Annotated in this window: 21 protein-coding genes and 2 pseudogenes; 8 read left to right on the top strand and 15 right to left on the bottom strand. The window is 58.4% G+C overall.

The window, feature by feature from the left end:
- Positions 1–12 precede the first annotated feature (12 nt).
- Positions 13–1800, bottom strand: a complete 1788-nt coding sequence (locus AACH73_RS10060; RefSeq protein WP_338734787.1) for a DEAD/DEAH box helicase — start codon at positions 1798–1800, stop codon at positions 13–15.
- 607 nt (positions 1801–2407) lie between these two features.
- Between AACH73_RS10060 and AACH73_RS10055 the strand changes: the two genes are divergently transcribed.
- Positions 2408–2800 carry a PilZ domain-containing protein gene (locus AACH73_RS10055; protein ID WP_338734786.1) on the top strand — a complete coding sequence of 131 codons (393 nt, stop codon included), beginning with the start codon at positions 2408–2410 and terminating at the stop codon, positions 2798–2800.
- A gap of 110 nt (positions 2801–2910) precedes the next feature.
- On the opposite strand, the gene AACH73_RS10050 is transcribed toward AACH73_RS10055, so the two are convergent.
- From AACH73_RS10050 to AACH73_RS10035, 4 genes and pseudogenes are all read right to left on the bottom strand, one after another.
- Positions 2911–3294, bottom strand: coding sequence for a hypothetical protein (locus tag AACH73_RS10050; protein WP_338734785.1), 384 nt, complete (start codon positions 3292–3294; stop codon positions 2911–2913).
- Between the two features lie 105 nt (positions 3295–3399).
- Positions 3400–4146, bottom strand: coding sequence for a hypothetical protein (locus AACH73_RS10045; protein WP_338734783.1), 747 nt, complete (start codon positions 4144–4146; stop codon positions 3400–3402).
- Positions 4147–4445: 299 nt separating this feature from the next.
- A pseudogene (serA, locus tag AACH73_RS10040) lies at positions 4446–5660 on the bottom strand (phosphoglycerate dehydrogenase); the annotation flags it as partial.
- Between the two features lie 159 nt (positions 5661–5819).
- A pseudogene (locus AACH73_RS10035) lies at positions 5820–6368 on the bottom strand (HAD-IB family phosphatase); the annotation flags it as partial.
- 234 nt (positions 6369–6602) lie between these two features.
- On the opposite strand from AACH73_RS10035, the gene AACH73_RS10030 reads away from it, so the two are divergent.
- On the top strand, positions 6603–7505 hold the full coding sequence (locus AACH73_RS10030; protein WP_272739463.1) for an Hsp33 family molecular chaperone HslO: 903 nt from the start codon (positions 6603–6605) through the stop codon (positions 7503–7505).
- A 124-nt stretch (positions 7506–7629) separates the two neighbouring features.
- Here the strand turns inward: AACH73_RS10030 and AACH73_RS10025 are convergent, their stop codons facing one another.
- The 7 genes from AACH73_RS10025 to pseF form a co-directional block, all read right to left on the bottom strand.
- Entirely contained in the window at positions 7630–8511 is an 882-nt protein-coding gene (locus AACH73_RS10025) for an AraC family transcriptional regulator (protein WP_272739462.1), read from the bottom strand.
- 380 nt (positions 8512–8891) lie between these two features.
- Positions 8892–9635, bottom strand: coding sequence for a phosphoadenylyl-sulfate reductase (locus AACH73_RS10020; RefSeq protein WP_338734782.1), 744 nt, complete (start codon positions 9633–9635; stop codon positions 8892–8894).
- Between the two features lie 17 nt (positions 9636–9652).
- Positions 9653–10162, bottom strand: coding sequence for a DUF934 domain-containing protein (locus AACH73_RS10015; protein WP_272739460.1), 510 nt, complete (start codon positions 10160–10162; stop codon positions 9653–9655).
- Positions 10149–11792 (bottom strand): nitrite/sulfite reductase, encoded by a 1644-nt coding sequence (locus AACH73_RS10010; protein WP_272739459.1) that lies wholly within the window; start codon positions 11790–11792, stop codon positions 10149–10151. Before AACH73_RS10010 ends, AACH73_RS10015 begins: the two co-directional genes overlap by 14 nt.
- Position 11793: 1 nt before the next feature.
- Positions 11794–12105 carry a DUF2849 domain-containing protein gene (locus AACH73_RS10005; RefSeq protein ID WP_272739458.1) on the bottom strand — a complete coding sequence of 104 codons (312 nt, stop codon included), beginning with the start codon at positions 12103–12105 and terminating at the stop codon, positions 11794–11796.
- Positions 12102–13499: a siroheme synthase CysG gene (gene cysG / locus AACH73_RS10000; RefSeq protein WP_272739457.1), complete on the bottom strand. Its 1398-nt coding sequence runs from the start codon at positions 13497–13499 to the stop codon at positions 12102–12104. The genes AACH73_RS10005 and cysG overlap by 4 nt, the downstream gene beginning before the upstream one ends.
- A gap of 105 nt (positions 13500–13604) precedes the next feature.
- Entirely contained in the window at positions 13605–14306 is a 702-nt protein-coding gene (gene pseF, locus AACH73_RS09995) for a pseudaminic acid cytidylyltransferase (RefSeq protein ID WP_338734781.1), read from the bottom strand.
- A gap of 117 nt (positions 14307–14423) precedes the next feature.
- Between pseF and pseH the strand changes: the two genes are divergently transcribed.
- The gene (gene pseH / locus AACH73_RS09990; RefSeq protein ID WP_272739455.1) at positions 14424–14993 is read left to right on the top strand and encodes a UDP-4-amino-4,6-dideoxy-N-acetyl-beta-L-altrosamine N-acetyltransferase; all 570 of its coding nucleotides are present in this window, start codon (positions 14424–14426) and stop codon (positions 14991–14993) included.
- A gap of 99 nt (positions 14994–15092) precedes the next feature.
- Here pseH and AACH73_RS09985 read toward each other — a convergent pair whose 3' ends face one another.
- Positions 15093–15746 carry a hypothetical protein gene (locus tag AACH73_RS09985; protein ID WP_272739454.1) on the bottom strand — a complete coding sequence of 218 codons (654 nt, stop codon included), beginning with the start codon at positions 15744–15746 and terminating at the stop codon, positions 15093–15095.
- 406 nt (positions 15747–16152) lie between these two features.
- Positions 16153–17070, bottom strand: coding sequence for a phytanoyl-CoA dioxygenase family protein (locus AACH73_RS09980; RefSeq protein ID WP_272739453.1), 918 nt, complete (start codon positions 17068–17070; stop codon positions 16153–16155).
- Between the two features lie 108 nt (positions 17071–17178).
- Here AACH73_RS09980 and pseG point away from each other — a divergent pair, with 108 nt between their 5' ends.
- The 3 genes from pseG (at position 17179) to AACH73_RS09965 (ending at position 19345) form a co-directional block, all read left to right on the top strand.
- Positions 17179–18168 carry a UDP-2,4-diacetamido-2,4,6-trideoxy-beta-L-altropyranose hydrolase gene (gene pseG / locus AACH73_RS09975; RefSeq protein ID WP_338734780.1) on the top strand — a complete coding sequence of 330 codons (990 nt, stop codon included), beginning with the start codon at positions 17179–17181 and terminating at the stop codon, positions 18166–18168.
- 51 nt (positions 18169–18219) lie between these two features.
- Positions 18220–18693 carry a peptide-methionine (R)-S-oxide reductase MsrB gene (gene msrB / locus AACH73_RS09970; protein ID WP_272739451.1) on the top strand — a complete coding sequence of 158 codons (474 nt, stop codon included), beginning with the start codon at positions 18220–18222 and terminating at the stop codon, positions 18691–18693.
- Between the two features lie 283 nt (positions 18694–18976).
- Positions 18977–19345 carry a hypothetical protein gene (locus AACH73_RS09965; RefSeq protein WP_272739450.1) on the top strand — a complete coding sequence of 123 codons (369 nt, stop codon included), beginning with the start codon at positions 18977–18979 and terminating at the stop codon, positions 19343–19345.
- Positions 19346–19449: 104 nt separating this feature from the next.
- Here AACH73_RS09965 and AACH73_RS09960 read toward each other — a convergent pair whose 3' ends face one another.
- Positions 19450–20883: an aldehyde dehydrogenase family protein gene (locus AACH73_RS09960; RefSeq protein ID WP_272739449.1), complete on the bottom strand. Its 1434-nt coding sequence runs from the start codon at positions 20881–20883 to the stop codon at positions 19450–19452.
- Positions 20884–21257: 374 nt separating this feature from the next.
- On the opposite strand from AACH73_RS09960, the gene AACH73_RS09955 reads away from it, so the two are divergent.
- Together AACH73_RS09955 and AACH73_RS09950 are read left to right on the top strand one after the other, a co-directional pair.
- Positions 21258–22415, top strand: a complete 1158-nt coding sequence (locus AACH73_RS09955) for a DegT/DnrJ/EryC1/StrS aminotransferase family protein (protein ID WP_338734779.1) — start codon at positions 21258–21260, stop codon at positions 22413–22415.
- A 539-nt stretch (positions 22416–22954) separates the two neighbouring features.
- Positions 22955–24238 carry an ammonium transporter gene (locus AACH73_RS09950; protein WP_272739447.1) on the top strand — a complete coding sequence of 428 codons (1284 nt, stop codon included), beginning with the start codon at positions 22955–22957 and terminating at the stop codon, positions 24236–24238.
- The last annotated feature ends 213 nt before the right edge of the window (positions 24239–24451 follow it).

Below are 24451 nucleotides of genomic sequence, written 5' to 3'. Positions count from 1 at the left end.
ACCCCAACCCTATCAGCCGTTGCGTGAGCGACGCTTCAGCTGTGCGCCTTCGGAACGATTGATCGGCTCATTGTGGTGGGCGCGCGGCTTTGTGTTGGTCTTGCGACCACCGAGCTTGCCACTGGCTGACTTACCAAACGGCTTCTTCTTGCGCTCGTCGACGCGGCGTTCACCGGTGGGGCGTTCATTGCCGCGTTCCGCTGCCGGGCGCGCAGGACGGTCTTCGAAAGCGCGGGCTTCACCACGGGCATCATCACGCTTCTTGAACGGACGCTCGCCCTTTGACTTGTCGAAGCGGGGCTTTTCGCCGCGCGGCTTCTCGGCGAAAGTCTTTTCGACGGGGAAATCGCGGGCGGCCCGGGTCGGCGCGCGTTCGGCGGCCAGCGGGTCGTAACGCTCGGTGCGTTCCGGACGCTCATTGCGAGCCTGGCGCTCGGCGCGGTTACCGAAGGCGTCCTTCTTGCCAAAGGTGCGCTCACCGCGGCTGTTGTCGCCATCGCGGCCATTGCCGCGGCGCTCGTCGCGATTGGGACGATTACGCGAACGCTTGTGCACGCGCTCGGCGTCCGGGTCGAGGTGACGCGCGGTCTTTTCAACCACGCGGTCCGGCGTCTTCGGCTTTTCGGTCTGCCCCGAGGCGAGGATCGCTTCATCGAGAAGTTTCAGCGCCTGGTCCTTTCGGCGATCCCACGACGGGATGCGCTGGCGCGTGATGCGCTCAATATCTTTCAGAAGCTTGCGCTCATCATCGGCAACAAGGGTGATCGAGTGACCTTCCTTGCCCGCGCGCGCGGTACGGCCGATGCGGTGCACATAGGCTTCAGAGACAAACGGCAGCTCATAGTTGATGACGTGGGTGACGTTATCGACGTCAATACCGCGCGCGGCAATGTCAGTCGCAACAAGGGCACGGACTCGCCCGGCCTTGAAGGCCTGAAGCGCGCGCTCGCGCTGAGACTGATTTTTATCGCCGTGAATGGCCGCAGCTTCGACGCCGCCGGCCTGAAGATAGGCCGCCACGCGGTCGGCGCCACGCTTGGTGCGCGTAAAGATCAAGGTGCGGGCGAGCTTCTCGTCGGCATAAAGCTCCGACAACAGGGCACGCTTGCGCTGCTGCTCGATGAAGATGACCTGTTGGGTGACGCGTTCGGCCGTCGTGGCTTCCGGAGTGATCTCAACCTTCTTCGGATTGGTCAGCAGTTCGTTGGCCAGACCCGCGATTTCCTTCGGCATGGTAGCCGAGAAGAACAGATTTTGACGCTGGGCCGGCAGGCGCGAGGCGACCTGACGGATCGGCTTAATGAAGCCCATGTCGAGCATCTGGTCGGCTTCGTCGAGGACGAGGTGTTCCACGGCCTTCAGGTCAATGGTCTTCTGTTCGATATGATCGATCAGGCGGCCCGGCGTCGCAACGAGGATGTCGATGCCGCCCTGGAGCGCCTTATATTGCGGGCCGTATTTCACGCCGCCGAAGATGGTGGCGATCTGAAGGCCCAGACCCTTGGAATAGGCCTTGAAGCTATCGGCGATCTGGGTCGCGAGTTCGCGCGTCGGCGACAAGACCAGAACGCGGCACGAACGCGGCGCCGGGATGATGCGATTGCTGAGGATGTGGTGAAGGATCGGCAGGGCGAACGCTGCCGTCTTGCCCGTTCCGGTCTGGGCGATACCCAGAAGGTCGTGCTTATCCAAAAGGATCGGTATGGCCTGCGACTGGATAGGGGTAGGGGTGTGATAACCCTCTTTTTCCAGCGTGGCGAGGAGGCTGGCCGAGAGGCCGAGATCTTTAAAGGTCGTCAAGACACTGCGCTTTCAATTGGGATGCGCGTACACCCGGAAAAGACCGGCGCACACCATCCTTCGGCCCGTACGCGCTCTTTGGCGTGGCGGGCGGTTTAGGATGAGGCCAGCGCGTGTCTTAGCTCTCGGGTTCATTTTTAAAGATTATCAAGCGCAAACGGCGTTCGCGCATCTGTCATCCGTTAAAACTGGCTTGTCGGGACTGGGTAGTCGCCCGACCTCACGCGGCCAGTCAGGTGCGGCTTTGCGCCGCAGCAAAACGGCATATGCGATGCAGCGGTGGAAAAGTCAACCCCGTAAAGGAAGTCTTCACCCAAGACCGTCATAGTTCGCGCACGATTTGGTGCGTTGCCTAACGGCGTTCAGTACCCGGCTCTAAAGGGCCGATTTCAAGCGTTTTCGAATTAGTGTGCTTTTCTTTAAACCGCAGCCTGACCCGTGCGCGTGCGCACGTGCGTCTGAGCGCATTCGCAAAAAGAACCTTTTATAAATGCCTGTGCATTATCCTTATACCAGCGCTTCACCCCTAAGGACGCCGAACGATATGCCCGGTCCAAACGGACGCCAGCCCTCGCCCACCGTGACTTCCCCGCAGGCGGGGGTGGAAGTGATCCAGCCGTTCCAGCAGTTCACGAACCGTCGTTCCGAGCCACGCTATGACTGTAAGTCGACGGGCACGCTTCTTCTGTTACCAAGTGGCACGGAAGTGCCCTGCGAAATCGTCAACCAGAGTGCTTCAGGGGCGCAGGTTCTGGTTAAAGATATGCCCCATTCCCCCGGAGATCTCTGGCTCCTCGATGTGCCCGGGCAGATGGTGAAGTTTGGATCCCCCGCATGGACCCAGCCGCACAAGATGGGGTTACGTTTTACCTTCGCGCATAAACTCGATCCTAATGGCGAGCGTCCGCACAGGGTGCCTGTGGGGGTATGGAAGGCCTGGCGTCGACTGGCCGGGCTCGATTTGCCGCCCCCGCAGGAAGATGTCTTTTTTCTGGATTAAAACAGATCCAACAGGGCCGGATATCCTACGGCCCTTTTTTGTACTCAAGGGGGGACTCAGGGGGCCAGTTCAGGCGACCTCACGGACAAATGACGACGACAATCGCCACACTATCCGCGGGTCTGGCCAATAGCCGCTCGAAGGTCGGCTTCTTTGCCCGCCAGGCGTTCCGTTAAGAGGCGCAAATCTTCAAGCAAGGCCTCATCCGCTGATTTGAAAGCGAAGCAGGTTTTTCCCTGGCGTTTCCTCTCTAAACTGGCCGGAACGAGCGCGTTTAATTCCGGCAGACTGTAGAGTGGCAGGAGATGGTAGGCCACATAGGAGGCCTTGATCGCAATCCAGCCAAACCAGGCGGGCTCTCCCGTCCGCGCTTCGATCCAACGCGTTTTGACGGTAAGACAGCAGTCCGATGCCTGCGTAACCGTCATATCTGGCGCCGCCTCAAGCATCAGCGCCTTGAGCGTTTCGAAAAGGACGGGAAAGTCCCGAAGCAAGGTAACGCCTCCTTATCTCTCGGTACACGCCCTGTCCGGAATCCTGGAATTTCCAAAACACCGGACTGAGACGCTTAGAGATCGTCGACGACCTTACGCCTCAGGTTAGGCCGGTGCAATGATGGTGCAAAACTCATCCGTCTTAGAGAGTGCCCGCGCTTCTCTCATGAATAAGCCCTGATACCAGCCGTAGGCCTGCGCATCATTGCCCAATGCCACATAATTGGCTTCAAACCACGCCCTCGGTTCCTTGCCGGCTGGCACGGGATTGGGGAGCTCATCCAGAAAGCGGTTATAGTTATCAAGCCGGGCAGCGAGCGCCTTGTCTCCGATTTCAGCGCGCCAGAAAGCGATTGCCACCCGGTTGGCATAGACTTCCCCATCCCAGAAGCTCTGGCCCTTGGAACGACCATTGAAGTCGGAGGCGAAATGACCAAGCTCGTGCGGGACAAGGAGAGAATTGAATACCTCACCAAACTGTCCTTTCGCGTCCAGACCGAGCTTACCCTTCGCCGCCCACATAGACAGCATGCCTTGTATCTCCGGCGGCATTTCAGACCATCTGGAGGCGTGAACGCTCTTATCCTCAAAGTAGAACGAGATCAGCGTCGGGTGGCTGTCGACGACAACGCCCGGTGTGTAGGGCAGTTTGGCGCCACAGGCATTCGCGCGCGTCACAAAGCGCTCCACGATCGACGTAATAGCGTCCTTTACCGGATCGGCCGTCTGAGCCGCCGCCGCTCCGCCTGTCAAAAAAACAAGCCCTGAAAAGAGCACGCCAGCCAAAAAGGCTTTTGCGCTATGGGGCGCTCTCTGCGTTCCCCTCACAGGTCTTCCCTTAAGAGCTCTCATCCTATCCCTCCTCGAAAAGAGAGAGCCTAGCACGCGCGCGGCAACAAGGGCAATTGAGATAACGATGTCTTTTTGTCTCGCCGGCCAGGGCAGCGGTTTGCGCTTGGAGCTCAATGGGCTCTGATGCCGATCAAGGTGCGCAGATCGCTCCGTCAGATCGGCCCCGGCTTCCACTTCAGGCCCGCCAAGGATCTCGCCAGGGGCGCCTCGATGCTATTCTCGTGCGCCTTTTATGCAGGCCCGGCGCAATGCGGTCCTTCAAAGAAGGCAGACTTAAGCGGTTATGGTGAGCGCAGGTCTTAGACGAGGGAGCGGAATTTGAGCGTGCCTGTGACCGCTTTCAGTTCATCAAGGGCCTCGCGCGAATAGCCGCGGTCGACGTCAACGATCACGTAACCCAGTTGCTCGTTTGTCTTCAGGTGCTGAGCGAGGATGTTGAGATTATACTTCGCGATGATGTTGTTGATCGCCGCCATAACACCAGGGACGTTTTGGTGGATGTGCAAGAAGCGGTGACGCCCCTCGACTTCCGACAGCTGAACGTTTGGCATATTGACCGAGAAGGTCGTGTCGCCGCGGCTGATGAAGTTCAAAAGCCGTTCCGACGCAAACTCACCAATGGCTTCCTGCGCCTCTTCTGTAGACCCGCCAATATGCGGCGTCAGAATGACGTTTGGCAGCCCCATGAGGGCACTTTCAAACGGATCGTCATTGGTGCGCGGCTCTTCGGGGAAAACATCGACGGCCGCGCCATAGATCTTCTTCGTGCGAACAGCCTCCGCCAGAGCCTCAATGTCGACGATATGGCCGCGCGAAAGATTTATGAACAGGGCTCCATCTTTCATTTTGGCAAACTGGGCCTTGCCGAAGATGTTCTTGTTCTCGGCCCGCCCATCAACGTGCAGTGACAACACATCGGCTTCCGCTAAGACGGCATCCATCGTCCGATAACGTCGGGCATTCCCCAGGGTGAGTTTTTCGGCAACGTCATAATAGATAACGCGCATGCCAAAGGCTTCGGCCAGTACCGAAAGCTGCGACCCGATCGCGCCATAGCCGATGATGCCGAGCGTCTTATTACGGACTTCGTGCGCACCGGTCGCCGACTTGTCCCACTTACCCGTGTGCATCTGGATGGACTTGTCATAAATGTTGCGCGTCAGAATAACCGTGAGCCCCATCACCATTTCTACCACCGAACGCGTGTTGGAATAGGGGGCATTGAAGACCGCCACGCCCTTTTCGGAGGCGGCTTTCAGATCAATCTGATTGGTCCCGATACAAAACGCCCCGATCGCCATGAGCTTGTCGGCGGCGTCGAGGACCTTGCGCGTCACATTGGTCTTGGAGCGGATGCCCAGGACGTGCACGCCCTGGATGGCCTCAATCAGCGCCTCTTCATCGAGCGCGCCCTTCAACGTGGAGACGTCATAGCCTTCATCGCGAAAATGCTGAATAGCGACCGGGTGAACGTTTTCCAGAAGAAGCATCTTCATACGCGAACGCGGGAAGGAGTAGCGCCCTTCATACCCTTCGTTGTGTAAGACCTCATCGAAAGAGGCAACAACCTGCGTCGCCTCGCTGGCTGTCGTTGCGGCCACGACCTTTTCGCGGCTGACGTTTTCAGTGAAGGCGTAAAAGCGATCGGCGGCGCCGCCCTGAAACACCTCATAATCGGTCCATCCGTCCCCTACCATGACAATGGCGCCGGTGAGGTCAGCCCAGCTTCTGAGCGCGACGATCTTTCCGCCATCCTTTGACAAGGGATTGTCCTGGTCAACGCCCGTGGCCACGCCCGCCTCGTCGAAGATCAGGCGATTGGCTAACACGTGCTCGGGCTTGATCCCAAACTCGGCCACGACCGGATCGATGAATTCGTGAAATCCACCGGAGATGATGCGGATCTTACCGGGATTTTCCTCAAATACCTTGCGATTGCGGGCGATCGACGCCGACACTTGTGCCTTCAAGGCCTCCGCCAGCGCCTCGATATCAGCCCGCGAAGGCTTAAGAATGCTGATACGACGTTGCAGCGCCTCGCCGAAGCCGATTTCTCCCGACATGGCGAGGTCTGTCAGCTCCTTAATCGACTTCAGGTCCGTCAGGCGTGCGGGATCTCTCGAAAAGAGCTGCTCGGCCAGAACATCGAGGGCTTCAACCTTGGTGAAGGTTGAGTCAAAATCGAGAACGAGCGTGGCGAGATTTACGCTTGCGGGAGCCATGTGCATGTTCGCATCCGAAGGGGAGAGGAGCGCGCCTTAAGGCACGAAATTAATGCGCGGAATTAGGACAAAAGCCCCTGCAAGACAACCGCCTTTGTCAGTAAATCCGCTCTGCTTGGCTTTTTTTGACCGGCCGGATCGGTTAAGGTGTCAGTATTGCCGCAGTAATGCCTTGAAACCGGTCAAGGCTGAAACTATCTCCGCCGCTCCTGTCCCTTTTTGTGTGATTTTCTGATGACCTCCTATCCTTTGCCGTCGCAGGACTATGCCGCCCGCTTTGTGCTGGACACGCTTCCCGTGCACGGGCGTCTGGTGCGCCTCGACGAAACGCTGAATGCGATTCTTGATGCCCACGCCTATCCGGATGCGATTGCGACCCTTCTGGGCGAGGCCTGTGTGCTGGCGGTCATGGTCGGCTCTGCGCTGAAGTTTGAGGGACGTCTGATCATGCAGGCTCAGGGACAGGGCGTGGTGCGCTATGTCGTGGCCGACTACGATACACGCGGCTCCCTGCGCGGTTTTTGTCGCTTCGATCCCGAAGAACTTAAAGCTCTGGAAGCGGAAAATGTCGGAAAGTTCCAGTCCCTGGGCGCGCAGCAGCTTCTGGGGCAGGGGACCTTCATAATGACGCTTGAGCCCGATGGTATGGGTGATCGCTATCAGGGGGTAACCCCCATCGAAGGCGATAGCCTGTCCTTGTGCGCCGAGCACTATTTCGCACAGTCCGAACAGATCCCGACGCAGATCAAGCTCGCCGTTTCTCGCGAAACGACGCCTGACGGTGAACGCTGGCGCGCGGCCGGGGCGATGATCCAGGCCCTGGCCGGCGATGATGCGCGTGGCGATACGCGTGAAGCCTTCGATCACGTGCGGGCCTTGTTTGCGACGCTCGGCGAAGAAGAGCTTACTGACTTCGAGCTTGAAGCTGATCGCCTGCTCTTTCGTCTCTTTCACGAGGACGGCGTGCGTCTGTCGCCGCCTAAGCCCATCGCGAAGCTTTGCCGCTGCTCGCAAACCCGCGTCGAAGAACTTGTCCGCTCCTTCTCGGTGGATGAGCAGTCAGACATGCTTGAAGCGGACGGTCAGGTGCATATTACCTGCGAATACTGCTCCAAGACCTTCTTCGTGGCGCCGTAACCGTTATCCTCTCGAGGACTATTAAGGCCTTTGCTTCCCTGTGCCTGTGCCGTCAGCGTCTATCCTGCCAGTCAGGAGACACCCCACGACCCCGCATCAGGGAAGCTGCCATTGCCGAAATAGTCTATTTCAGCGGCAAAAAGAGTTCAGCCACCGCCTCAGACTCCGGCACGTCCGGGAAGAAGCTCAGACGCTGGCAATAGATCGGGAAATCGCGGGTTTCTTCGCCGCTGGCGGGAAGCCACGTCTGATATAGGTAAAGGGCGGCGGCCTCCAGATTATCGGTGTGGCCAATAACCCTCAGTACCGCACAGCGACCCGCTGGGATCAGGCCCGCCTTCATGGGCTTGTCCTGTTCGCCAAGCAAACGATCGGTGCCGACACACAGGTCCATCCGGTATTCAGTGTCTGGCGTCGTATGCGGATCGCAATGGAAGATGTTAAAGGTCGGGCTTGTTTTTGGGGTCAGACCCGTGGCTTTGCGCCACGCGATAAAGCGCTTGATCGTTTCGCCAATTGAGGAGGGGGCGCCCCGATGCTCCATAATGGCCACAGGGGTTGCAACCACGTCGCGGATCGTCACGTCGTCGGCGGTAAAGGTCTTTTGCATGAGCTTGCTCCTTGCAGCATCGAGAGGGCCAAAAGCGGCCAGCCACGGCTCCCAGTCGGGTGACTTGCGAAACGACGAGGGTGATTGTCCAAAGCGTTGTCGAAAGGCGCGGGCAAAGGCATCGGGTGAATCATATCCGGCATCCAATGCTATGTCCGTGACGCTTTGGGCCTCGTGATAGGCCAGCCGGAATGAAGCGCGCTTCATTCGGGCGAGGTGGACATAGCGATGGACAGACAAGCCGAAGGTTGCCACGAACTGCCGATGGAAGTGAAATTTTGAAAAGGCCGCAACACCGCTCAACACATCCAGACTGAGCTCTTCCTCAGTCTGCCGGTCGATATAGTCCAGAACGCGTCGCATTCGAGCCTGATAGTTTTCAATCGCCGCCGTCATCGTCCCTTGCTCCGTAGCGGCACTATCTAGACATTGATCGCTTTAATCCGCGCGACCGATCTTGCGCTTTGACAGGATATCACACGCCTTATGAGCACGCCCTATGCGTTGATGCAAAGAGAGCGGTTGCCGCTGTTGGGCGGCTCCTAGCACGTCACCAGATCAGAAAGGGCTCGCGCTGCATAGGGCAGGGGCGCGCACATATATAAAGGGGCTGGAAGGGCGCTTTCTCTGTTGAAGGGAGCCCAGGTTAGCCTTCATGGTGGGCGTGTCGCGAAGGCGCCTGCCCCCGGATGATCATCCTGAACGCTTCGACTTCAGGCGGCCGAGGTGTCACTGACGCGAGGCCGTGGGTGACACATCTACGCAACGTGGCGGGTTTAGATCCCCTCGCCGCCGTCATAGACATTTAAATGGATGCCGCACTCAGTCTTATCCTGCCCGGCCCAGCGACCCGAGCGCGCATCCTGGCCCTCTTCGACAGGCTTCGTGCAGGTAGAGCAGCCAATCGATGGATAGCCTTGAGCCACCAGAGGGTGTTCGGGCAGATTGTGGGCACGAATATAGTCAGCCACGTCCTGCGCGGTCCAGTTTGCCAGAGGATTGATCTTGAAATTGCGCCCGTCAAACTCGACAACGGACAGGTTGGCGCGGGTCGCGGCCTGATGGCGCTTACGGCCCGAAATCCATGCGGCGTAGTCCTTTGTTACCGCGGCCAGAGGCCTGGTCTTTCGAAAATCGCAGCACGCGTCCGGGTCGTTCTGAAAAAGGGTGTTTTTCGGATCAAGGGCACGGATATCTTCCAGCGCCGGGCGCAGATTAGTGAGGTTTGTGAGACCGAGCGCGCTTATCACTTCGTCGCGATACTGCAGCGTCTGAAAGAAGTGGCGGTCCGTATCCAGAAAGATGACCGGTGTCGTGCGGTCGATTTTTGAGACCAGGTGCAAAAGCGCAACCGCATCGGCCCCGAAGGACGAGGTGAGCGCGATACTGCCCACAAATTCCTGCCCGATGACGTCAGCCAGAATCGACTCTGCGTTCCAGCCCTCATATCTGGCAGACAGTTTGCGCGCGCGTTCGTGGTCGGGCGTATCGGCCACCAGATTGTTTATCAGCACAGTCATTGCGGAGATTCCTGCCCTCACGCCGGATGGCGCAGGGCCCAAACAGGTTTCAGACCGTCGGCGGCGGACTGATAGGCGTGTGTGTATAATGAGCGCGCGTGTCGGATGGCGCCCGCCGGATCAGCATCCTTCAAAAGGAAGCTGTTAAAGCCGCAGCGCATCATCCAGAAAAGCTGATCGCGCAGCACATCACCGACGGCACGCAGTTCACCGTCAAAACCCAAATCCTGCCGCAAAATACGCGCGGTGGAATAGCCGCGCCCATCGCGATAGCCTGGAAAGGCGACCTCGATCAGGGCCACCTTCGATAGAAACGGAGCCAGTTTTCGAACGTCATCGCCCGGGGCGACGCGCACCCCATAGCGGCCGTTCAACCCGTCAAGTTCGTTAATCGCGCGCCCAAAGCTTAATACCGCCTGGTCAACGCCGAGCGCGTCGTCGTCGGCCAGCAGCGTCCACCCATTGACGTTTACCTCGCCCTGATCGCTGACCAGTTGCGGCGCGTGTGAGGAATTAAGCAGGCTCATGCAAGGCTCCGGCAAAGGCTTCACGGCCAAGGCGGCCTACGGTGTCAATAAAGCGCTCGGTCTCGTCCGTTCGCAGTTCAAGATAGAGTTTAATCAGACGTTCAAGTGCGCCCGGTACCGCTTCGGCACTTAAGCCCTTGCCGGTAATGACGCCAAGCGCCGCCTGTTCATCCGCACGACCGCCAAGCAGGATCTGATAAAACTCCTCACCCTGCTTATCGACGCCCAAAATGCCGATGTGACCGACATGGTGATGGCCACAGGCATTGATACAGCCCGAAATCTTGATCTGCAGATCGCCAATCTTGTCCGTCAGTTCAGCATCGGCAAAGCGCTGCGAAATATCCTGCGCCAGCGGGATGGAACGGGCATTCGCCAGCGAGCAGTAATCGAGACCGGGGCAGGCGATCATGTCGGTTATCTTTCCGACATTGGCAGAAGACAGACCGTTCTGATCCAAAAGACGGTAGAGCTCGTAAAGGTCCGCCTTCGCCACATGCGGCAGGATGACATTCTGCTCATGGCTCACGCGCAATTCGCCATAGCCAAACCGATCGGCGGCATCCGCCATCGCGTCCATCTGCGCTGACGACGCATCGCCTGGCGGAAGGCCTGTAGGCTTGAGCGAAATCGTCACTGATACGTGGTCGTCGCGGCGGTGGGCGAGTGTATTGTTACGCACCCAGCGGGCAAAACCGGCATCGGCCGCCTTGGCGCGCTCAAGCGAGGCCACATCAAACGGCTTTTCGGCATAGGCGGGTTGCGGGAAGAAGCTCTTGATGCGCGCGATTTCAGCGTGCGGCGCGTCGATCTGCGCCTGATCAAGTGTCGCCCATTCCTCTTCCACCTGACGCGCATATTCCTGCGGGCCTAACGCCGAGACCAGGATTTTGATACGCGCCTTGTAAATATTATCTCTGCGGCCATACCGGTTATAAACGCGAAGCGCGGCTTCGAGGTAGCTTAGCAGCTTGTCGCCAGGCAGGCCCGACTTGATCAAATGCCCCAGGTGCGGGGTGCGACCCATGCCGCCACCCACATATACATCAAATCCCTTATCGGTCAGTTGCAGCCCGATATCGTGCACGCGAATAGCGGCGCGGTCGCGCGTGGCCCCCGTGATCGCAATCTTAAACTTACGCGGCAGGAAGGTGAATTCCGGGTGGAAGGTAGACCACTGGCGGATCAGCTCCGCAAACGGACGCGGATCGTCGATTTCATCCTTTGCCGCTCCGGCAAACTGATCGGTGGTGGTATTGCGAATGCAGTTCCCGGAGGTCTGGATGGCGTGCATCTCAACCGCGGCCAGGTCTTCGAGGATCTGCGGGGTATCGGCCAGTTTAATCCAGTTGAACTGAATGTTCTGGCGCGTCGTGAAATGGCCGAAATCACGGTCATAGGTACGCGCAATATGGGCGAAAGTGCGCATCTGACGCGATGACAACACGCCATAGGGAACGGCAATGCGCAGCATATAGGCGTGCAGCTGGAGATAGAGGCCGTTCATCAGCCGTAACGGCTTGAACTGATCCTCGCTCAGCTCACCCTTCAGGCGGCGTTCGACCTGATCTTTGAACTCGGCATTGCGCGCGGCAACCATTGCGTGGTCGAACTGGTCATACTGATACATGTTAGAAAACCTCTCCGCGCTGGTGCTGTCGGGCGGTGTCAAAGGCGGTCTGACCCGCGGTAGGGCCATTGGCGCGCACGTGCTCACGCACATATTCCCGCTTAACCAGGGTATTTTCATCGATGAGCGGTACAAGGTAGGGCGCGACCACTTCGGTTTCGCGCGCCTTCCACTCGTCCAAAAGCAGCGCCGCCGCCTCATCCTCAAGGCGTGTGGCTAACGCCGCATCTTCGGTCCAGCCCGACAGGTCTGAGCCTTCCACATACCACAGCACCAGACCATCGGTCAGGCGGTTGGCGGTCAGGAGTTTCATGCGATCCTCATTAGGTCTGCGACGGCGCGGTGCGTGTGCGTCGTCTGATAAAGGGCGGCGACTTCGCCAATAATTAGAAGGGCCGGTCCCTTAGGCGGAAGGCTGCGCAGTGTCTGTGGCAATTCAGACAGACAGGTCAGTGTTCTGGACTCATCAGGCCGTGTACCGTTTTCAACCACCAGTACGGGTGTATCGGGTGCGCGACCATGCTCAGTCAGTTTGTCAGAAATAGTCTGCGCAGTATGAATGCCCATATAGACCACGAGCGTATGGTTTTGCGCGGCCAGTCGCTGCCAGTCGAGCGCAAGGGGATTATGCTCAAAATCACCGTCTTTCGCGTGGCCCGTAATAAAGGAGACGCTTTGGGCATGATCGCGATGGGTCAGTGGCACCGCCGTTGAGGCGGCGCAGCCAAGGGCGGCTGTAATGCCTGGCGTAATGTGCACCTCAATGCCGGCGGCCTTCAGCGCTTCAACCTCCTCGCCCCCGCGCCCGAAGACAAACGGGTCGCCACCTTTAAGGCGCACCACGCGTTTTCCCAAACGCGCCTGTTCGACCAGAAGGGCGTGGATCTGATCTTGCGGCACGGAGTGGTTGGAGCGCGCCTTTCCGACGTAAAAGCGTTCCGCATCGCGGCGCGCCAGGTCCATGATGCTGTCTCCGACCAAACGGTCGTAAACAATGACGTCAGCTTCGCTGAGAAGGCGCAAAGCCTTAAGCGTGAGAAGTTCCGGATCCCCCGGACCTGCACCCACCAGATGCACAACGCCCCTGCGCGGTCCGGGCTCGCGGGCATGGGCAAGGGCGATCTCTAAGGCCTCATCGATGCGCCCCTGACGCGCCAGACTGGCCGCCTCAGAATCGAGTACGCCCTCCCAGAAGCGGCGCCGCTCATCAACATTGGGGAGAAGGGCGCGCAGGTGGGGACTAAGTCGCAGGGCAAAGTCTGCGAGCTGTGTCTCAGACGGGGGTATCGCGGCTTCAATTCTTCGGCGGGTTTCGCGGGCGAGAACCGGGGCCGTGCCTCCAGTTGCAACGCCGATCGACAGGGGGCCGCGATCGATAATAGCGGGAATATGGAAATCCCCGAGGTCCGGATTATCGACGACATTCAGCGGCCTGTGTGCGGCGCGAACCAGTTCGGTCCCCCGTTCCGCCAGCACGCGGTCTTCGAACGCTACGATAACAAAGGAGGCGTCACTAAGCTCTTCGACCGTGGGCCACCGCCGTTCGGGCGTAATGCCTTCGTATTCCGCCTCGTCATCCGGCGTAAAGACGCTCAACCTCGCCGGGGTCCGGCGCAGAAGGGTCAGCTTGCGCGCAAGCCAGTCGCCCGTCCCGATCAGGACGACGCGCCGGCCTTCGAGCGGCCAGGAGAGCGGCAGTGCGAGCATTAGGGCAGATCCAGGACTTCGACGGGCGGACCGTCTTGGATCGGCTTTTAGTCCCAGCCCGCTGCGAATGAAAGCGATGCTTTGTACAGGGTGGGTTTAGGGCGGCTAAAGCGCCTGTGGGTGTCGTAGGGCCGCATACATCTGCTCTGCCACGGCCCAGTCTTCGGGGGTGTCGATATCTACGACCTCTGTGCGCGGCAGTATAACGGGGGCAGAGTGCGGGGCAAAGATTTCCTCACCGTTTTTAAAGGCTTCGGCCCAGCCCCAGTAAAACTGCGCGGCATCGTGAAAGGCGGGTGTCAGATCCTGAGAGCGGGTCAGTCGGTGTTCGGGCTGAAACATGCAAACGCCGCCCGTGTCGGTGAGATAAAGGGCACGCTGAATGGCGAACGCGTAAGAGGTGGCCGAAAACGCAAAACGCTTGCCTTGCAACGCCTGCCACCCCTCGCTCAGGCGGGCCGCCGTCAAAAATGGTGCCGTGGCGTAGATACAGCAGACGGCATCGGGCGCCTCTGCAACCTCAGTAAACCAGTCAATGGCGTGGATTATTACGGCATTGGTGCCGATATGATCGCCGGACAGTTCCGGCGGTCTGATAAAGGGCACCTCGGCTCCGAACCTGCGTGCCGCAAGAGCGATCTCTTCGTCATCGGTTGAAACAATCACATGATCGAACAGTCCGCAGTCCCTGGCCGCGCGGATCGAGTAGCTAAGCAACGGCTGGCCGAAGAACGGTTTGATATTTTTGTGAGGGATGCGCTTTGACCCGCCCCGCGCAGGGATGACGGCGATGCGACGAGCGGACATGGGCAGCTCCGGATAATCGGTTGACAACGGGATATTAACCGGCCTGATCAAAAAAAGGCTTAATGCCTCCGGTGGGTGCGTCCTCAAGAGGCGCCCGCGCATTTAGGTGAGAGTAAAATGTCAGCGTCGTCACGCCCAGCTGGCCTGAGGCCTTTAACTCCCGATGATCGCGACCGTCTGTTCGTCTGGCGTAATCAGGACGAGGTGCGCCGTTACATGTACACCGATACCCTCATTCCGCGCGAGCGCCACGATGCGTGGTTCGACAGCCTGAGCACTAACGAGACAAGGCGATATTTTATCATCGAATGGGACGAAGAACCCGTTGGGCTTGCCAATTTCGTCGACATCGACCGTCACGCCCAAAAAGCGGCCTGGGCCTTTTATCTGGCTGAGCCGGCGGCACGCGGAAAAGGGCTCGGGGCGTGGGTAGAGTATCAGATGATCGAACACGCCTTCGGTGTTTTGTTGCTTGAGAAACTATGGTGCGAGGTGCTGGAAAGCAATGCGGCCGTTTGGAAGCTGCACCTGTCTTTCGGGTTTCAGAAGGAAGCGCACTTGCGCCGCCATGTCGTTAAGTCGGACGGGCCGCACGATGTGATCGGGCTGGGGCTTTTGCGGGCCGACTGGGCAGCCGTGCGCGAAGACTGCCGCACAAGGCTTCTAAAGCACGGGTACGCGGTTTGAGGCTTTCGGCTCAGGCAGCGGAGCATAGATACGTGTTAAAGGGGTTCTGTAAAGCAGTCTTAGCGATGGATTGCAAAGCAATCCGGCATATACGATGCGCTAGGGCTTGGTTGCGATCATACCCGTGACTGTCTCGATTTTATCAACCCATCCTGCCGCCGTAACGTCCGTCCAAAATATGACCTCACGGATGCGGTCATATTCGTCTTGAATATTACGACGAAAAATCGGTTCATGATGCGCAATGCGGTTTCTCAGGCTACGTATTTTCTCAAGGTGGTCGTAGCCGGTAGAGCGCAGTTCTTGGACTGTCTTGTTGGTGTCCGTGTTGGGAAAAATTGCCCGGAAATGCGTGTTCCACAGATCGGCGTCATGCGAAAAAGTTAGCATCTTTTGCCAGAAGACAAATTTGAGTTCGGCGACTATCTTTCCGCTGGTGCCTAAATATCTTAGAGCCGTTAAGTTTTTTCGCTGACTGTAGGCCTTTTTTGGGTCTCTAAGCGTAATTTCGAAACCTTTTTCAAACGGCCAGTTCGAGCCATAAACGGTCTCTATAGCGGTCACTATTGAATTCCGTACACTGACTTCACATATCTGCAACGGAACAAGGAATGCGGCTGATGTTTCCAAATTCCACTGGTAAAGCGCGAGTGCCTTCTCTTTGTCGCCATTCTTTTCCGCCAGATAGGTTGCAAAGCGTGGCGCCGACAGGACCTTTGGCAGATGGGTAATTTCGTCACGACTAAAAGTCATTGGCCGGATGCTACCTTGAGACAGAAACAAGTTTGTCTTGACGCCGAAGGGTAAAAATGGTGTTGTGACATGCAAAGGCGCGTGAGGACGCGGGATAACACCACCCTCATCGTCATACGATTAACGGGAAAAGCTCGCTTAGGCGAGCTTTTTTCGTCTGTAACGGTCGCATTGACGAAGAGAACCTCCCCGTGAGGTTGCAAGCTTAAGGTAGGGTCGAAATCAACCTATCGGCTATGTACCTTAAAAAGCAATCGCGTGCGGCGGTCAAAAAGGCCGCCCTCACTTGGTTGCCCGAAGTCCTTGGAAATCCCCCTTATTGCTCGCTGGAGTGGTGGTTTGTTTTCTTTCGGACGGTTCATGTTTCGGCAAGTTATGCCTTGCCAGTCCGTGGCGGCCCTAAGGACTAGCGCTCGGCCACCGGGCGACCGGTGATAATATTGCCCTTAATCCGGGCTTCGCCCGCGGCGCCCAGATCGCGGCGCGTATCTTCGAGCGACAGCGGATAGGGGATGGAGGCATTGACGGCGTCAAGCCCTGCTTGGGCTGCCTGACCGCGCGAAATCAGGAAGCGGGCGGAAAAGCGCTCGGCATCCGATGACACAGGCATCGTGCCATGCAGCGTGCAGGCATGCCAGCAGGCGACATAGCCCGTTTCACCCACCAGCATCCGTTCATCAAGGGGCATTTCGCCGCCCGTGCCGTTGCGATAGAGCCAGCGCCCGTCGGACTGTTTCGTCAGGTCGTGCGGGAACATGCACGCCCCTAGTTTATGACTCCTGGGCAGGACATAAAGAGGCGCGTCGCCCGCCGTCACCGGGTGGATATAGACATAAACCGTGATCAGGTCAGAATAGCGGCTTTTCCAGTCGATGATGTCCTGGTGAAAATCGATGCCGTAAAAGTAGGTGATGTCGCGGTAGGCGGGTCGAATATAGGGCCCCAGATTATTGACCGGATTGCCGATGATGCGAGGCTTCAACCAGTCAGGCAACCAGCGATCAGGCACGCCACAAACGAGTTTTTGATCCAGCACGGTATAATCTGCCCCCAGAAGCTCGCTTAAAGCGCTTTTGAGGCGCGGTTCGGCCAGAATAAAGTCGGACTTTGGCGACAGGGCCTCAAACAGGTTGCGTCCCGGCATGGGATTGGTGCCGCGATATTGCGGATTGGCCTCAAAAGTCGCCTGATCGAGGAATATGTCGGGGCCGAAATTGCGGCTGGCGCGCACGGCCTGCATCAGCTCGCGGCAGGCCTCTTCCGGCATCAAGACACCCAGATCGGCAAAGCCGTCTTCGATAAAGGTCTCGGTCAAACTGGCCATGGTCGGGCGCTCCGCAGGGATGACGATAAAAGGCTAGGGACCACCCTTTAACAATCTGCTAACCCTGATGGCGCACACCATGGGGCGGACTGTCGCAGTGGAGGGGACATGCGCATATGGGTTCGCACTGAAGCCTCGACCCGCATTGGTCTGGGGCATTTCATGCGCTGCTATGCCCTTGCCGAAGCGGCGCGGATGCAGGGGCATGAGGTCGTCTTCCTGATCAATGACATAGCCGAGGCCGCAATTCAGCGACTGCTCAATCTGGGCATTCGCTGCCGGCACCTAGACACCTCCATCGGAACCCCGCAAGACGTGGCGGCTCTGCGCGCCGTGATTGCGCCAGGCGAGGTGATCGTAAGCGACTCCTATGCCATCGGGCCCGACTATTATAATGATCTTTATACGGATTATATTCTCGTCGCGATGGACGACCTGGCCGTGGTGCGCCCACTCAATGTCCATCTCCTGATAAATGCCGCGCCTTCAGCCGAGACGCGACCCTATGATCAGATCGCACCTTACGCTGTCAAATGCCTCGGACCCGCCTATGCCCTCATACGTCACGAGTTTCGCCAGACCTATCCTCTGCCGCCCCGAGGACATGTCAGCGTCATATTCGGCGGTTCCGACCCCTATGGCTTTACCGCCCGCTGCGCTGAGGCCCTTGCGGATATGGGCGCAGCAGAGATCCGTCTGATTGCGGGCCCGGCCCATAATGACGTCGATTCCCTGCGCGCATTATGTGCCCGGCGCGAGGAATGTCGCCTTTATCTTTCGCCTGACAATGTGGCCGAGGTCCTTAGCGGTGCCACCTTAGTGGTAACGGCGGCAGGCGGCAGCCTCAATGAGGTGGCGGCTATGAAACTCTGCGCTTTGGGCCTCGTTGTTGCCGACAATCAGGCCAGCTGGCTCCTGTCCTCGCCTTTTCCCATGCTGGATGCGCGTGACGGCTGGCCGGAGGGGTTTGAGGCCACCGTTTGCACCTTGCTGGATCGCCCCGATGTACGCTCAAGCATCGCCATGCGCGCGCATGCGCAGATCGACGGGCGCGGCTGTGAGCGTGTACTATCGGCCATAGCTTCACTGACCCTGTGAAGACCGCAAAGACGTGCTTATATGAGAGGCTGATCTTGAAAGGACATCCGCATGGCCCGTTCCGAACTCGGCTTCGACCTCACCCCGCCTTCGCAGGAAAAGCTGCGTCTGCTCGCTGAAAAGCTCGATCCTGAAGCGCGGCGCATCCTGCTTGACCACGGCACCGAGCCGCCATTCTGTGGCAAGTTCGATGAGTATGAGGCGGAGGGTATCTATACATGTGCGCTTTGTGCCCTACCGCTCTTCTCTTCGCGGGCTAAATTCCATTCAGGTTCGGGATGGCCCAGCTTCTATCAGGGCGTGGCCGAAGGGCACATCCGTTACTTACGGGATGCCTCACACGGCATGGTCCGCACTGAAATCCGCTGCGGTCGCTGTGACTCGCACCTCGGTCACGTTTTTGAGGATGGCCCCCGGCCGACCGGCCTTCGCTATTGCCTCAACTCCGTTGCAATGGATTTTGTACCCGAAGGACAGGCCCTCGCCGACCCGCTCGAGAGGGACGATCCGTCCCAGATTGGTTGATTGTTGAAGTTTTTTTCCCGTAAAGCCCGGCCTCTGAGCCGGGCCTCTTTTTTTGCATTTTGTGCCAAATTTCTTTTATTTCACAGCATTATGGGTCAAAATAATCCGTATACATATTAATATGCACCGGTAAAAAATCTGTGATTTTGGTCAGGGTTCGGAATAATTTCCCTTGTCAAAGCTCTGAATTGGCGCATTCTTTACGGGCAGTCCCGTGGGTTACGGTTGCGCCCTTGAACAAGGCACTCGCCCAAAAACAAGAAAAAAACGGAGTGAACAGATCATGATGAAATCGATTTTTGGAACCGCTGCGGCCGCAGCCCTTCTGACCCTTGCCGTCCCGGCCTTTGCCGAGTGCGACGTTAAGCAGGAGCAGATGGTGGGTAAGGCGATTGTCGATTCGGTAAGAGGTGAGGGCGAGGAACTGGCCGGCCCCATGAAAAGGGCGGTCGTTGAGCTTGACCGTTGCGAAGGGGGCAGTATCCATTTTGACACCCGCTTTAGGGTGAAGGCTGTCCTTGAAAGCGGAAAGCTTGTGTGGGTCGAAGGCCACGCCAAGGGCGTCAATGATCAGATCGACTCGATCGAATATTACCGCGCCAGCACGGAACTGGCCGCGATGACGCGCAGCACCGGTCTGGCCAGCCGCTAGACGCAACCTCTCTTGGCAGTAAAAAAAGCGCCCTTGTCAACGAGGGCGCTTTTCCGTTAGAGACGTGGGGCTAAGACCCCACATCTGGTCTGAATGAACAGACCTTAGCCTGCGAAGGTGTAGGCCGTCTTGACGATCGTGTAGAACTCTTTGGCATAGGCGCCTTGTTCGCGCGGGCCATAAGACGAGGCTTTACGGCCACCAAACGGCACGTGGTAATCGACGCCCGCAGTCGGCAGGTTTACCATAACCATGCCGGCCTGCGCCTTGCGCTTAAAGGTCTCAGCGGCCTTCAGCGACGACGTACAGATGCCCGCCGACAGCCCCATTTCGGTGTCGTTGGCGACCTTGATGGCTTCTTCCAGATCCTTGACGCGGATGACCGAGGCGACCGGCCCGAAGACCTCTTCCTTGTTGATAGCCATATCCGGGGTCGTCTTGTCGATCAGGGTCGGTGCGTAATAGTAGCCCGGCGTCCCAAAGGTGAGGTCTTCGCCGCCAGCGACCACAACGCCGCCTTGCGCCTTTGCCGTAGCGACGGCGTCCTGCGCGATTTTGAGCTGTTCCTGGGAGGCGATCGGGCCCATCTGAACGCCGTCGGCGCGGCTGTCGCCGACCTTGATGGCCTTGGCCGCGTCGGCGAGTGCCGAGACAAACTTGTCGGCGATGCCTTCAGTCACGATAATCCGCGAAGAGGCGGTGCAGCGGTGACCCGAAGAGAAGAAGGACGAGTTCAGCACGGAGTTAACGGCAATGTTCAGATCCGCGTCGTCCAGCACGATGACCGGGTTCTTGCCACCCATTTCGCACTGGATGCGCTTGCCCTTGGCCACGGCGGCGTCACGCACCCGGGTGCCGGTCGGCACAGAGCCCGTGAAGGTGATGGCGTCGCAGCCGTCGATCAGAAGCGGACCAGCGACCGAACCGCGAGCGAATACAACGTTCAGCACGCCCTTGGGCAGGCCGGCACGCGTCAGGATATCAGCCAGCGCCCACGCGCAGCCAGGCGTCAGTTCAGCAGGCTTGCAAACCACCGTGTTCCCGAAGGCGATGGCCGGGGCCATTTTCCACGCCGGGATAGCGATGGGGAAGTTCCACGGGCAGATCAGACCGATGACACCAACAGGCTCACGCGTGATTTCCACCTTGATACCCGGACGTACGGAGTCGAGCACCTCGCCGTGAGCGCGCAGGGCTTCACCGGCGAAATACTTGAAGATATGACCCGCACGGGTCACTTCGCCGATACCCTCGGGCAGGGTCTTACCTTCTTCTCGCGACAACAGCGCTCCGAGCTCCGCCTTACGCGCCAGGATTTCGGTGCCAGCGGCGTCGAGGATGTCGAAACGCTGTTGCGGGGTGGAATATTGCCAGGTCTCGAACGCCGTACGCGCAGCGGCGATGGCGGCCTTAACTTCCGGCTCACCAGCGGTCGAATAGACGCCAATGATGTCATTGGTGTCAGACGGATTGATATTGTTGAAGGTGGTGCCGGTAACGACCCATTCGCCGTTGATCAGATTGCCGTAGGTGGTCAAGGTAAGTCTCCCTGAAGGAATAAGGCGTTTGCCTGTGCGACGGAAATGATCCCGCAGACCGCCCGGCGCAAGGGCCAAACTGCCTCCGGTAAAAAAATGTTAGCGCTCACACGCGGCTCTTATGCGCAAAAGCCGCCGCGGGCTCAAGCGAAATCCGAAGCGTTCGGATCACTTCTGTCGCCGCCTTAGCACGGCGGCTTGCTCAGGTAAATGTCCGACAAGTGAGCGCGTATACGGTATCTGAACCTTTGTCGTCTCAGGCCGCGACGATAGGGCGCAGATGAAACGATAGGTAATGCCTTTTGAGGTGCACTGGACGTGAGGGGTGATAAGTCTCTGCCTCAACTTTCGTTGGCTTCTGTGCAGGTGTCTCCATGTCTATTCCTTTTATTGATCTCGGTGCGCAGCGTGAACGCATCGGAGCGTCGATCGAAGACGGGATCAAAAAGGTTCTGGCGCATGGCGCTTACATCATGGGGCCGGAGGTTCGCACCTTTGAAAGCGATCTCGCGAAATTTGCCGGCGCCCGTCATGCTCTGTCATGCGCCAACGGCACCGATGCGATCGAATTGGTTCTGCTTGGCCTGGGTGTGGGCAAGGGCGATGCCGTCTTTGTTCCGGCCTTTACCTTCGTTGCGACCGCGGAAGTCGTGCCGATGACCGGGGCTGAGCCGGTCTTTGTCGATATCGATCCAAAAACCTACAATATGGACCCGGTGAAGCTTGAGGCCGCTATTGCTGCGGTGAAGGCCGAAGGGCGTCTGAAACCCGCAGCTGTCATCGCTGTTGATCTGTTTGGCCAGGCAGCTGACTATCCGGCGATTTCCAGGATCACGAAGGCACATGATCTGTTCCTGATTGCCGACTCGGCTCAGGGCTTTGGCTGCACCATCGACGGAAAGCAGCCACTGGAATGGGCAAACGCGACCTCGACAAGCTTCTATCCGGCCAAGCCGCTGGGTTGCTATGGCGACGGCGGCGCGGTGGTCCTCAATGACGATGCGCTTCTTGAACGCCTGATCTCGTTCCGGGTGCACGGCGGTGCGACGCCGACTGACGCCGCGACCATGAACTACACCCATGAGGCCAAATATCTGAACGTGCGCATCGGCATGAATTCGCGCCTTGATACGATTCAGGCCGCCGTTCTGATCGAAAAGCTGGCCATCTTTGCCGAAGAGATTGACCTGCGTCAGGCCGTGGCCAAACGCTATAATGAGGCGCTGGAGGGCTATGTGACCAGCGTGCCCTATGTGAAGGACGGCTACGTCTCGACCTGGGCGCAATATACGATCGAGCATGAAAACCGCGACGGCCTGCAAGTTTTTCTTCGTGAAAAAGGCATCCCGACGGCGGTCTATTACCCCATCCCCCTGCATCAGCAGCCGGGCTATGCGATGTTCAAATCCGGCACGGGCGATCTGAGCGTGTCGGAAGCCAAGTCGAAGACGGTGATCAGCCTACCGTTCAGCCCCTATCTCAACGCCGAAACGCAAAGCCAGATCGTCGCGGCGGTAAAGGCGTTCAAGTAGGGCCGTCCCGCTTCTGTAAGAAAGGTTTTATCATCGATAATGACCTGACGAGCGAAGAGACAGGACTCTTTGGTGCCTATGATCTGGCGGCCCAGTCGGCGGGTCAGGTGTCGGCATCTGCGCGAGATGGAAGTATCGGTCAGCGAAAGCGCTCTGGAGCATGTTCTGAATACTCTAATGACGGAGCTTTGGGATCAGGGGTTCAGTCAGGCTTAAATCCGTAACGCCTATGATTGGGCGCTGGCCGACATGCCCAGATACGCCGCCGCAAAAGACCAAGGTCCGGTAGGGGGCTTAAGCAAGCCACTATCAGAAATGACGTAAGCGACCCTTTCTACCGCTCTGCAACAGTCGGAAACGCGGTTTGTGAATTTTTTTGCCAGATGACGCAAAATTTGCTCGCTTTTCGGTAAAATTTCGCGCAAAGAGCAAAAATGTCGGAAAAACTGTGACGCGCAACGTCAAGCCTGAGGGCTGGGCGATGTGTGCAGATGCGAGTTTTCCAAACCTTTTCAGAGTGTGATCGGGGTTCAGGCGGTATGACGACGGGATCAGTGGCAGCAGCAGCGACGGCAGCACCGGCGCTTCTCAAGCATCAGGCGGTTTTGGCGCTTGATAGCGGTCACACGTCGTGGATCATCGTCTCCACGGCGCTGGTGCTGTTGATGACCCTGCCGGGTCTGGCCCTGTTCTATGGCGGCATGGTCCGCAAGAAGAACGTGCTGGCGACCATGGCGCAGTCGGTGGCCGCCGCCGTTGTCGTCTCGGTCCTGTGGATCGTGGCAGGCTATTCGCTGTCGTTCGGCCTCAATGGCAATGAAGGGCTGAACCGCTTTATCGGCTCGTTCGATGCGGTGCTGCTCAACGGCGTGACCATGCAGACGGCGTTCGGTCTGGCGCCGCAACTGCCGGAGTTTCTGTGGGTCGCCTATCAGATGACCTTTGCCATCATCACCCCGGCTCTGATCGCCGGGGCCTTTGCCGAGCGTCTGAAGTTTTCGGCCTTCCTGCTGTTTACAGCCCTGTGGACTCTGCTGGTCTATGCGCCGGTGTGTCACTGGGTGTGGGGCGGCGGTTTTCTCGGCAGCATGGGCGTACTTGATTTCGCCGGCGGGGCGGTGGTGCACGTCAATTCGGGTATTGCGGGCCTTGTCTGCGCGCTCGTTCTCGGGCCGCGCCGCGGCTTCCCGCGCGACTATATGCCGCCGCACAATCTGGCCTTTACCATGATCGGCGCGTCGCTGCTGCTGGTCGGCTGGCTCGGCTTTAACGGCGGGTCGGCCTGGACGGCGGATGCGCTGGCCTCAGTTGCCGTGCTCAACACCATCGTTGCCGCCATGACGGGCGCCGTCGGCTGGACGATCGTTGAGTGGTTTGAGCGCAAGCAACCGACCCTGCTCGGCATGATTTCGGGCATTGTGGCGGGCCTTGTCGCCATTACGCCGGCGGCGGGCTTTGTCGATCCTAAGGGCGCGCTGGCCATCGGCTTTATCGGCGGCATCGCCTGCTTCTTCGGGGCGACGGCTCTCAAAAAAGCCTTCAAGTACGATGATAGTCTGGACGCCTTTGGCGTGCACGGCGTCGGCGGTCTTGTGGGTGCGGTGTTGACGGCGGTCTTCGCTAATCAAAGCATCAATGCGCTGGCCAAGGACGCCACCGTACTTAAACAGGTGCTGGGCCTCGTGGTCGTGATCGGCTGGAGCGCGGTGGTCACTTTCCTCATTCTGATGATCTGCAAATTCACCACAGGCCTGCGTGTGGACGAGGAGCAGGAGATCGAGGGTCTTGACGCGACACAGCACGGAGAGACCCAGCACGGATAGCCCGGACGCCCACCAAAGGGACAAGGGGCTGAACCGGAACCGGTCAAGGACAGCCCCGCCCGATAAGAGCGGCAAGGACTTAAAAACCGGAACGGAAACGCCCCTCAGGATTTGCCGGGATTGCCCCGGCAGACACTGGGGGGTTCTTATGTCTGGACCTTCGGTTTACGCTCCGGAAACGGGGTGATAAAACCGGAAAAAAGGCATGTGAAA

The organism is Asticcacaulis sp. DW145, from assembly GCF_037101385.1.
Classification (GTDB): Bacteria; Pseudomonadota; Alphaproteobacteria; order Caulobacterales; family Caulobacteraceae; genus Asticcacaulis; species Asticcacaulis currens.
This window is presented reverse-complemented; position numbering and strand designations above follow the sequence as displayed.

Excerpts from the sequence above, each read along its gene's own strand:
- AACH73_RS10045 (WP_338734783.1), bottom strand. The coding sequence starts at position 4,146 with ATGAGAGCTCTTAAGGGAAGACCTGTGAGGGGAACGCAGAGAGCGCCC.
- msrB (WP_272739451.1), top strand. The coding sequence starts at position 18,220 with ATGGCCCGTTCCGAACTCGGCTTCGACCTCACCCCGCCTTCGCAGGAA.
- AACH73_RS10005 (WP_272739458.1), bottom strand. The coding sequence starts at position 12,105 with ATGAAACTCCTGACCGCCAACCGCCTGACCGATGGTCTGGTGCTGTGG.
- AACH73_RS10010 (WP_272739459.1), bottom strand. The coding sequence starts at position 11,792 with ATGTATCAGTATGACCAGTTCGACCACGCAATGGTTGCCGCGCGCAAT.
- AACH73_RS10020 (WP_338734782.1), bottom strand. The coding sequence starts at position 9,635 with ATGACTGTGCTGATAAACAATCTGGTGGCCGATACGCCCGACCACGAA.
- AACH73_RS10030 (WP_272739463.1), top strand. The coding sequence starts at position 6,603 with ATGACCTCCTATCCTTTGCCGTCGCAGGACTATGCCGCCCGCTTTGTG.
- pseH (WP_272739455.1), top strand. The coding sequence starts at position 14,424 with ATGTCAGCGTCGTCACGCCCAGCTGGCCTGAGGCCTTTAACTCCCGAT.
- AACH73_RS09950 (WP_272739447.1), top strand. The coding sequence starts at position 22,955 with ATGACGACGGGATCAGTGGCAGCAGCAGCGACGGCAGCACCGGCGCTT.
- pseG (WP_338734780.1), top strand. The coding sequence starts at position 17,179 with ATGCGCATATGGGTTCGCACTGAAGCCTCGACCCGCATTGGTCTGGGG.
- AACH73_RS10025 (WP_272739462.1), bottom strand. The coding sequence starts at position 8,511 with ATGACGGCGGCGATTGAAAACTATCAGGCTCGAATGCGACGCGTTCTG.
- AACH73_RS09980 (WP_272739453.1), bottom strand. The coding sequence starts at position 17,070 with ATGGCCAGTTTGACCGAGACCTTTATCGAAGACGGCTTTGCCGATCTG.
- AACH73_RS09955 (WP_338734779.1), top strand. The coding sequence starts at position 21,258 with ATGTCTATTCCTTTTATTGATCTCGGTGCGCAGCGTGAACGCATCGGA.
- AACH73_RS10015 (WP_272739460.1), bottom strand. The coding sequence starts at position 10,162 with ATGAGCCTGCTTAATTCCTCACACGCGCCGCAACTGGTCAGCGATCAG.
- cysG (WP_272739457.1), bottom strand. The coding sequence starts at position 13,499 with ATGCTCGCACTGCCGCTCTCCTGGCCGCTCGAAGGCCGGCGCGTCGTC.
- AACH73_RS09965 (WP_272739450.1), top strand. The coding sequence starts at position 18,977 with ATGATGAAATCGATTTTTGGAACCGCTGCGGCCGCAGCCCTTCTGACC.
- pseF (WP_338734781.1), bottom strand. The coding sequence starts at position 14,306 with ATGTCCGCTCGTCGCATCGCCGTCATCCCTGCGCGGGGCGGGTCAAAG.
- AACH73_RS09985 (WP_272739454.1), bottom strand. The coding sequence starts at position 15,746 with ATGACTTTTAGTCGTGACGAAATTACCCATCTGCCAAAGGTCCTGTCG.